This window comes from Pyxidicoccus sp. MSG2 (assembly GCF_026626705.1).
Classification (GTDB): Bacteria; Myxococcota; Myxococcia; order Myxococcales; family Myxococcaceae; genus Myxococcus.
Window position 1 is genome coordinate 9,263,708 of the sequence record NZ_JAPNKC010000001.1, and the last position, 9,223, is coordinate 9,272,930.

A 9,223-nucleotide genomic window follows, 5' to 3' on the forward strand; every position below is an offset into this window, starting at 1 on the left:
GCGAGGCTGCAGGCGACTACTGCGCCGTGCCCTTGGCCAGCTCGGCCACGTAGGCGGCGGTGATCTTGGAGTACTTCAGCGCGTGGGTCGCGGTGTTGCCCGAGCGCGACAGCGTGTCGCTCGCCGTGTGGATGTAGGGGTTGTCCGAGCCCAGCGGCGCCTCGAAGGGGATGGAGGCGGCGTAGCCCTGGTTGTACCAGGAGGCGTGGTCCGAGCAGCCGTAGCCGCACGACGAGTTGCCCTGCGGAATCTTCACGTACGTGGTGATGAGGTTGCGCAGGAACGTGTTCTGCGCGGAGCTGGAGTAGTCGGTGATGACGACGACATCCACGGAGCTCGAGCCCTTGTAGTTCGTCATGTCGAGCTGGAGCACGCCCACCACGTTGAGGCCGTTGTTCTTGTGGTAGGCGGCGATCTCCTTGGAGCCGCGCAGGCCCACTTCCTCGGCGGCGTAGGCCATGAACTTCACCGTGCGCTGCGGCCGGTAGTTGCGGGTCATGGCCACGCGGATGACCTCCGTGAAGGTCGCCACGCCCGAGGCGTCATCGTCCGCGCCCGGCGCGTTGCCGCCGGAGGAGTTGATGGAGTCCAGGTGCCCGCCCACCACCACGATTTCGTTGGGCAGGGTGGTGCCGCGGATGGTGAGGATGACGGACGGCTGGGCCCAGCTCGCGTGCCGGAACAGCTCCACCGTGACGTCGGTGCGCGAGGCCGGCACGTAGCTCTTCCACTTCGACAAGAGCCAGTTGGCCGCGTCCACGCCGGTCTGCGACGTGTAGTAGCGCGTCGAGTAGCTCGACAGCGAGGTGATGGTGCTGCGCACGTTGGTCTCCAGCACGGAGCCCATCAGCGCGTTGACCGTGGTGGCGTTGTCGAGCGTGTAGGTGACCAGGTTCTGCGGCGCCACCGCCGGGGCGGGCTGCAGCGACGCCACGGCCTCCTCCTGCGTCTCGTGGGTGATGAAGCCCGCGCAGCGGTTGAAGCGCTCGTGCATCAGCGTCGCGAGCCGCGACAACTGCGACTCCTTCACGCGGAACACGGAGACCTGGTCCTTCGCCAGGACGGCGGTGGGCTCCTCCCAGCCCGCGCTCTTGAAGGACTCGCGCATGGGCGCGACGGCCTCCGCGCCCAGGGTGATCCACAGCTCGCGATCCTTGGGGGCTGCCTTGTGCTGCTCGGCGAAGGCCTGGGACGTGCTCAGCAGCAACAGGGAAACGGAAATGAACCTCTTCATGCGACAGCTCCTCTTGCGGGGGGACAGGGTCCGCGCGACGCGGCCCTCACGGCGGGGCGGCATCCTGCTTTTCGAGAAATACCTAAATTAACTGAAATATCAGCAGTGTTGTAAAGTGAACAGAGCCCCCAGGCCCGGGGGTAGGGGACGCAGGGCGCAGGGGCGCGTCTCCTGGGCGGCCGCCCGGGGGCATGTCACGCGCGCTGCTTGCCGCTGCTTCCCGCGTCTCCCACGTTCAAGGCATGGGCCCGGGACACCTCTCTTCCCGCCTGACGGCGGATGCGGGCGGAGCCGGCCGGGGATGGGGGGCCGGCGGGAAGCGTGGAGGAGTGCCATGTTGCGCTCGTCACGCTGGCTGCTGATCGCGGTGACGCTCGGACTGGGGCTCGCCATCACGGCCGGGTTGATGGCCTTCGACAGGTTCGCCCGCGCCAGCCTGGAGCGCGAGGCCCTGCTCGAGCAGCAGGACCGTGCCGAACAGCTCGCCGGCCAGCTCCAGAGCCGCCTGGAGACGGCGGGGCAGGTGACGCGCACCGTGGCGACCCTGGCTGCTCCGCTGCGCGAGCGCTCCGCCGTGGAGACGCTCATCCAGGGCACGCTGGCGTCCACTTCTCCCGAGTCCATCTACGGCATCGGCGTGTGGTTCAGCCCGTACGCGCTGGAGCCGGGCCTCCGCAGGGTGGGGGTCTATGCCCACCGGAAGCTCGACGACCCGCGGCACATCGTCCTCACCTACGAGTGGTCCACGCCGGCCTACGACTATCACCACCGGCCCTGGTACCAGCAGGGCCTCCAGGCGAAGGGCACCCCCCTGCTCACCGAGCCCTACTTCGACGTGGACCTCGTCTACTCCACCCTCTCCATGGCCTTCGGGGGCGTGGAAGGCGCGCCGCGAGGCGTCGTCACGGTGGACGTCGTCCTCCCTCAACTGGTGGCGCTGGTGGCCCGGGCGAACACCGCGCCGCATGAGACCTTCTACGTCGTGACGCGCTCCGGACGGCTCCTCGCCCATCCCCGAGAAGCGGAGCTCGTGACGTGGACGCGAGCGCGCAATGGAGCGGGTACCCCCGCCGTCCAGGAGCTGTCGGTCGCGGACCTGCGCGCCTACGAGCAGGCACACCGGCTGGGAGAGAAGCTGCACACGCAGAAGGCGCAGGTGGATGGCGCCGGGTGGACGGTCCACGTCTCCACGGACCGGGACTGGCTCTTCGCCGACTCCCGCCGGCTGCACGTCACGCTCCAGGCGGTGGGCGCCACCCTCTGGGTGGCCCTCCTCGCGGGCCTGGTGGCCGGCATGCGCACCCTGCGCGTCCGGGCGCTGTCCCGGACGCTCGCCGAGCACGAGCGGGAGCGGGAGGCGCTGGAGCGCAGCGAGCGCATGCTGCGCGAGGTGCTGGAGACGTCCCTGGATGGCGTGGCCGCGGTGGATGCCGAGGGACGGCTGGTGACGTGGAACACCCGGGCGGAGCACATGTTCGGCTGGCGCCGCGAGGACATCCTCGGCCGCCCGGCGGTGGACCTCCTCTGCAGGCCCGAGGACCGCGTGGAGCGCAACCACCAGCTCCAGCACATCATCACCCGGGGCTGTCCCCTCATCCCCGCCTGCCGCCTGGAGGCGCTCGCGGTGCGGCGGGACGGCACGGTATTCCCAGTGGAGGCGAGTCTCTCCGCGGTGACCACCGACGGCGCGCATCGCGTCTACGCCTTCGTCTCGGACATCACCGGGCGCCGCCGGGCGGAGGAGGAGCGCCAGCGGCTGCTGGCCCAGTTGCGGCGCCGCTCCGCCGAGCTGCGGGCCATCATCGACCACATGGTGGAGGGCGTCTTCGTGGCCGACCCGAACGGCCGGCTCTCCTTCGTGAATCAGGCGGGCCAGAGGATGTGCGAGGCGAACCTTCCCGCGGCAGCGGCCGTGGAAGGGGGCACCGGGCATGACGGCTCCTTGCGCACCATGGACGACGTCCCCCTGGAGCGCGACGCGCTGCCGCTGTTCCGGGCCCTGCGGGGCGAGGTGGTCCTGGACTGCGATGTCCGGGCCGTCAATCCCGGGGGTGAGCGGGTGCTGCGCATGAACGCGGCCCCCATTCGCGACGAGGAGGGCCGGGTGGCGGCCGCCGTGGTCGTCCTCCACGACATCAGCGAGACGGTGGAGTTCGACCGGCTCAAGGACGAGTTCGTGCGGATGGCGGCCCACGAGCTGAAGACGCCGGTGACGGTGATGAAGTCCTTCGCGCAGCTGGCGCTCAAGACGGACGCGGGCCGCGACACCGCGCTGGGCCGGCTGCTGGAGGGTATTGACCGGGGCGCCAACCGCATCGACCTCGTGGTGCGCACGCTGCTGGACGTGTCCCAGCTCCACCTGCGGCGCATGCAGCTGGAGAAGGCGTCCCTGGAGCTGAAGTCCCTGGTGGAGGACACGGCGCGGCGGATGGCCGAGCTGCACCCGCGCCACCCCATCCACGTGCGCGCGGACGAAGAGATTGCCGTGTGGGGAGACGCGGCCCGCCTGGAGCAGGTGCTCGTGGCGCTGCTCGACAACGCCGCGCGCTACTCCCCGGCGGCGGCGCCCGTGGAGGTGACGGTGGCCACCGAAGGGGACTCGGCGCGGGTGTCCATCCGGGACGAGGGCATTGGCATCGCCGCGGACAAGCAGGCCCGGCTGTTCAACCGCTTCTACCGGCCCCACGCGGGGACGGTGCATGACCGGGGCGGCCTGGGGGTGGGGCTCTACATCGCGCGGGAAATCGTCCAGCAGCACGGCGGTCAGCTCACGCTGGAGAGCCAGGAAGGGGAGGGCACCACCGTCATCATCCGCCTGCCGCTGCACCCGGCGAGGGACGGGACGGACGTGGCTCCCGTCACCTTGGAACAGGACGGTGCCTCCGCGTGAGTCGGGCGCTCGCGCTCCTGCTCGCTTCGCTGGCGGGGCGGGCTTGACCCGTGATGGGTGCGCTTCGTCCCGCCTCCGTGGCCGCGCGGAGAACGATAGAGTTCACGCGTGGGTACGGGGGACCGTCGAATGGGAATGGCACGAGCGCACGGGAATGTGTTGGAGGAGTACAACGCCCTCCACGCGAAGCAGAAGTCACAGCCGCTGAGCTCCGAGCAGGAGCAACGCCTGGAGTTGCTGAGGGACGTCCTGCTGGAGCTGGGGGCGCTGCCGCCCGAGGGGAGCGCGATGCCCGCGCGTCCGGTGCGTGCGGACGCGGTGCTCGAGCTGTCGTTCGCGACGCATGCCGACGTCGTGCGCGCGTACACCAAGAATGTCGGGGCCGGCGGTCTGGCCATCAAGACGTCTCGCGTGTTGCCGGTGGGTAGCACCCTGGAGCTGCGCATCCGCCTGCCTGACACACCCCAGCCGGTGCTCGCGCAGGGCCAGGTGGCCTGGGCCCGCGAGGACGAGATGGGCGTGGCCTTCACCCACCTTCCGGCGGACGCGGAGCGCCGGCTGAAGGAATTGCTCGCGGCGGATGCGTCGCTGCTCAAGCGCGTGCGCAGCGTCCTCAAGTCGGACGTCATCGAGCTGCTCAAGACGGACGTGCGCGAGCTGGGCAAGGGCCCCGCGCCCCAGGCCGCGAGGGCCCAGGAGGTGGACACGCGGCCCGTCGTCCTGGTGCGGCTGTTGGATGCGAAGCTGATGACGCTCGTCACGGAGTTGTTCACCGAGCAGTCCCTGCGCGTCATCTCGGAGCCGGAGCCGCCGGACAGGCCGGCGCCCATCATCGTCGTCGACACGGGCACGGCGCTCGACGTGCTCCGGGCCGCCGGCCGCCCCGGGGCGCGCATCGTCATGGTCAACGTGAGTGGCCCGGACTCGCTGGTGGGCCGGCTGACGAACCTCAATCCCGCGGCGTACGTGAAGCACCCGGCCACCGCGGCCTCGGTGCTCCAGGCGGTCACCCGGCTGCTGGGCAACACCTAGCCGCGAGCAGGCGAGCGCTCGCGCTTCCGTGCCCCGGACAGGCCCCGGCTCTGGCATAGAGTGGGCCCTTTCGGGGGCCGGCCCGGGGTGACGCGCCTGGCGGCCCCCGTTATGGGACTGGGAGGCGGACGGCCATGGACTGCGACTGGCTCATCATCGGCTCGGGATTCGGCGGAAGCGTCAGCGCGCTGCGGCTGACCGAGAAGGGCTACCGCGTGGTGATGCTGGAGAAGGGCCAGCGGCTGCGCGGACCGGACTTCCCCAAGACGAACTGGGACTTGAAACGCTGGCTCTGGATGCCCCAGTTGGGCTGGCGCGGCCTGTTCAAGATGACGTTCTTCCGCCACGTCACGGTGCTGTCCGGCGTGGGCGTGGGGGGCGGCTCGCTCGTCTATGCCAACACGCTGCCCATCCCGAAGGACGACTTCTTCCAGTCACCCTCGTGGGGCCACCTCGCAGGGTGGAAGGAGGAATTGGCGCCGCACTACGCCACCGCGCGGCGGATGCTGGGCGCCACCGTCAACCCGCTGACCACCCTCCCGGACAAGGTGCTCAAGGAGGTGGGCGAGGACCTGGGCCGCACCGACTTCCAGCCCACCACGGTGGCCGTCTACTTCGGCGAGCCCGGCGTCACCGTGAAGGACCCGTACTTCAACGGCGAGGGCCCCGCGCGCACCGGCTGCATCTCGTGCGGCGGCTGCATGCTCGGCTGCCGGCACGACTCCAAGAACACGCTCGACAAGAACTACCTGTACCTGGCGGAGAAGCGCGGCCTCACGCTGCACGCGGACACGGAAGTCACGTGGGTGCGCCCGCTGCCGGAGGGCGGCTATGAGGTGGAGGCGTTGCGCGGCACCCGGCGCTTCTTCCGGGAGAAGGTGCGCTTCACCGCGCGCAACGTCATCTTCGCCGGCGGCGTGCTGGGGACGATGGACCTGTTGCTGAAGCTGAAGGAGCACGCGGACGGGCTGCCGCGCCTGTCGGACCGGCTGGGCGACGGCGTGCGCACCAACTCCGAGGCGCTCATCGGAATCGTCAGCGGGCGCAAGGAGCAGGACCTGTCCAAGGGCATCGCCATCGGCTCCATCCTGCACACCGACGAGCGCTCGCACCTGGAGCCGGTGCGCTACTCGGAGGGCTCGGGCTTCTTCCGGCTGCTGATGGCGCCGCAGGTGCCCGGGGCCACGATGTTCACACGGCTGGCGCGCCTGTTCGGAATCCTCGCGCGCCACCCGGTGCGCTTCCTCAAGGCGTGGTTCGTCCCGGACTTCGCGCGGCGGACGATGATTCTCCTCTACATGCGCACACTGGAAGGGCACCTGCGCATGCGGCGCGGGCGCGGGCTGACGACGGCGCTGCGCCGGGGCGTGAGGACGGGGCTTCAGGAAGGGCCCGCCCCCACCTCCAACATGCCGGAGGCCTTCGACCTGGCGAAGCGCGTGTCCGACAAGCTGGACGGCTACCCGATGACGATGGTGAGCGAGACGCTGCTGGGCATCCCCACCACCGCGCACATCCTCGGCGGGTGCTGCATGGGGGACTCGGCCGGGACGGGCGTCATCGACCACCGCCACCGCGTCTTCGGCTACGACGGGCTCTACGTGGTGGACGGCTCGGCCATCTCCGCCAACCCGGGCGTGAATCCGTCGCTCACCATCACCGCGCTGGCCGAGCGGGCGATGACGTTCGTCCCCGCGTCGAAGGAGCTGCCGCGCGGGGAGACGGACGCGGTGGTGGAGCCCGCGGCGAGGACCGCGGGCTCCGTGGGCTCCGTAGCCGCGGGAGCGCGCTGAGGACTACAGGCGGACCTGCAGCTCGTAGCGACGGTTCTTCGCCTTCTTGGCCGCCGTGTCGTCCGGCTTGACCAGGGGCTTCTCGGAGCCGAAGCCCACGGCGATGATTTCGTTGCGGGCCACGCCGCGCGACACCAGCTCCTTGACGATGGTGTTCGCGCGCTCCTCGCTGAGCTTCTTGTTCTTCGCGGCGTCACCGGACGAGTCCGTGTGGCCGGAGACCTCGAACTTGTAGCTCTTCGCCCCGGCACCATCGAGCTGCTTCTTGGCGTCGATGAGCGCGGAGGCCAGCTTCTTCAGCTTGGCGTCGCAGCCGGGCTCCAGGGTGGCGGTGCCCGTCTTGAAGCTGCACTGGTTCTTCCGGCCCTCGTCCATCAGCTTCGTGTTGACGCGCTTCTCGACGGCACCCTTGCCGGCGTCGCCCGCGGTCTTCTTGATGGCATCCAGCGGGCTCTGCGCGAAGGCCACTCCCGGGAGGGCCAGCAGCGACACGGAGAGGCATAGGGCCTTGAGCTTCATGGAAGGACTCCTCGGTTCGAAAGGTGAAGGGTGGAACGGCGCGCAAGGCTGCCCACGCGCACCCGCCACGTCCAGCGCGGAGATGTTCCCGGGGCAGGGAGCGCGGGGCCCGCTCGCCGGCCTGGTGGGCGACAGGTGTCCGGTGTGTGCCCGGGAAAACTTGCCTCGCGCCGGGGCCAGAGCAGCATGGGACGTCAGGTCCCTTCGGATAGCGAGGCAGCCGTGGGCAGCAGCAGTCGAACGGAGAGATGGCGGCAGCTCCTCTCGCCGCACCGGGTGGGCTCGGGCGCGAAGGCTCCGGTGGAGGCCGTCCAGGAGCGTCCCCTCGTGGGCGACGATGCCCTCCTCCAGGACGAGCGCACCGACTTCGACCGGGACTACGACCGCATCGTCTTTTCCAGCGAGTTCCGCTGTCTGCACGACAAGACGCAGGTGTTTCCGCTCTCCACGAGTGACTACACGCGCACGCGGCTGACCCACAGCATCGAGGCGTCGTGCGTGGGGCGTTCCCTGGGGCAGCTCGCGGGCCGGGGACTGCGCTCGCGGGACGTCAAGGTGGAGCCCTCGCATCTGGGGACCATCGTGGCGGCGGCGTGCCTGGCGCATGACATTGGCAACCCTCCCTTCGGGCATTCGGGAGAGGCGGCCATCCAGCACTGGGTGGCGCAACGTCTCGCGGAGCCGGGCTCCCCCCAGGGCGGTCGCCCGTGTCCCTTCGAATCCCCGTCGCAGTGGAAGGACCTGGAGAGCTTCGAGGGCAACGCCCAGGGCTTCCGCATCCTCAACCGGCTCCAGTCTCGCGAGCGTCGGGGTGGGCTTCGCTATACGGCGGCTACGCTCGGCGCCATGAGCAAATACCCGCGTCCCTCGGTGCTTCCCAATGGACGGGCGCCGGTGAAGGGGTGCGTGTCAGAGAAGAAGTTTGGCTATTTCCAGGACGACCACGAACTGGCGCTGGACGCGTACCAGGCGGTGGGGCTGGTGGAGCGTGAGCCGGGGGTGTTCTCCCGGCACCCGTTGGCCTTCCTCGTCGAGGCGGCGGACGACATCTGCTACGCGGTCATCGACCTGGAGGACTCGGCGAAGCTGGGGCTCATCCCCACGAAGTTGGCGTGTGAGCTGCTGGACGCGGTGTTGCCGCCAGCGAAGGCAGACATCCGGGGGCCTCCGGCCCACCTGGAGACGCGGATGGCACAAGCCCGGGCGCGAGCCATCGGCGTGCTCATCCAGTCGTCTGTCAAGGTGTTCCTGGACAACGTCGAGGCCATGGAGGAGGGGCGCTGGGAGCAATCCCTCGTCTCGGTCCGCGATGAGGTCCGCAAGCCGCTGAAGGACATCAAGGACCTCACCCGTCGCTACGGATACGAGAGCGAGCGGGTGCTGCAGATAGAGAGCGCGGGCTTCAAGACCCTGGGCGGCCTGCTGGACATGTTCGCGTCCGCGGTGGTGACGGACACGCCCGACCGCGAGCAGAAGAAGCTGCGGCAACTGCTTCCCCTGGAGCTGTTCCAGCGGCCGGAGCACGTGCAGGTCGAGGGAAAGGAGCCCGACTCGCGGGACGAGGCCATCCGCGAAGCCCTTGCGCGGCTGTCGATGTACCAGCGCCTGCTTTGCGTGACGGACTACATCTCCGGGATGACGGACGGCTTCGCGGTGGAGCTGTTCCAACGCCTGTCCGGCATCAAGCTGCCGACGTAGTGACGGGGGCCTCGCGCGCTCCGCCTCCTGTGCCGAGGCCCCCTCACCCGTCTGCGG

General features: G+C 69.8%; 6 protein-coding genes. 4 read left to right on the top strand and 2 right to left on the bottom strand.

Going from position 1 to position 9,223, the window contains the following annotated elements; translation table 11 throughout:
* Positions 1–16 precede the first annotated feature (16 nt).
* Positions 17–1,234, bottom strand: a complete 1,218-nt coding sequence (locus tag OV427_RS36375; protein ID WP_267860820.1) for a M20/M25/M40 family metallo-hydrolase — start codon at positions 1,232–1,234, stop codon at positions 17–19.
* 334 nt (positions 1,235–1,568) lie between these two features.
* Here OV427_RS36375 and OV427_RS36380 point away from each other — a divergent pair, with 334 nt between their 5' ends.
* The 3 genes from OV427_RS36380 (at position 1,569) to OV427_RS36390 (ending at position 6,949) form a co-directional block, all read left to right on the top strand.
* Positions 1,569–4,124: a PAS domain S-box protein gene (locus tag OV427_RS36380; RefSeq protein WP_267860821.1), complete on the top strand. Its 2,556-nt coding sequence runs from the start codon at positions 1,569–1,571 to the stop codon at positions 4,122–4,124.
* A 135-nt stretch (positions 4,125–4,259) separates the two neighbouring features.
* Positions 4,260–5,156, top strand: a complete 897-nt coding sequence (locus tag OV427_RS36385) for a PilZ domain-containing protein (RefSeq protein ID WP_267860822.1) — start codon at positions 4,260–4,262, stop codon at positions 5,154–5,156.
* A 134-nt stretch (positions 5,157–5,290) separates the two neighbouring features.
* Positions 5,291–6,949, top strand: a complete 1,659-nt coding sequence (locus OV427_RS36390; RefSeq protein WP_267860823.1) for a GMC family oxidoreductase — start codon at positions 5,291–5,293, stop codon at positions 6,947–6,949.
* A gap of 3 nt (positions 6,950–6,952) precedes the next feature.
* On the opposite strand, the gene OV427_RS36395 is transcribed toward OV427_RS36390, so the two are convergent.
* Complete coding sequence (locus OV427_RS36395; RefSeq protein WP_267860824.1) at positions 6,953–7,468, bottom strand: OmpA family protein; 516 nt, start codon at positions 7,466–7,468, stop codon at positions 6,953–6,955.
* Positions 7,469–7,744: 276 nt separating this feature from the next.
* Between OV427_RS36395 and dgt the strand changes: the two genes are divergently transcribed.
* Positions 7,745–9,166, top strand: a complete 1,422-nt coding sequence (gene dgt, locus OV427_RS36400) for a dGTP triphosphohydrolase (RefSeq protein WP_324290074.1) — start codon at positions 7,745–7,747, stop codon at positions 9,164–9,166.
* The last annotated feature ends 57 nt before the right edge of the window (positions 9,167–9,223 follow it).

What these genes read in the sequence shown, in the direction of transcription:
- OV427_RS36390 (WP_267860823.1), top strand. Translation starts at nt 5,291, where the DNA reads ATGGACTGCGACTGGCTCATCATCGGCTCGGGATTCGGCGGAAGCGTC.
- OV427_RS36395 (WP_267860824.1), bottom strand. Translation starts at nt 7,468, where the DNA reads ATGAAGCTCAAGGCCCTATGCCTCTCCGTGTCGCTGCTGGCCCTCCCG.
- OV427_RS36380 (WP_267860821.1), top strand. Translation starts at nt 1,569, where the DNA reads ATGTTGCGCTCGTCACGCTGGCTGCTGATCGCGGTGACGCTCGGACTG.
- OV427_RS36375 (WP_267860820.1), bottom strand. Translation starts at nt 1,234, where the DNA reads ATGAAGAGGTTCATTTCCGTTTCCCTGTTGCTGCTGAGCACGTCCCAG.
- OV427_RS36385 (WP_267860822.1), top strand. Translation starts at nt 4,260, where the DNA reads ATGGCACGAGCGCACGGGAATGTGTTGGAGGAGTACAACGCCCTCCAC.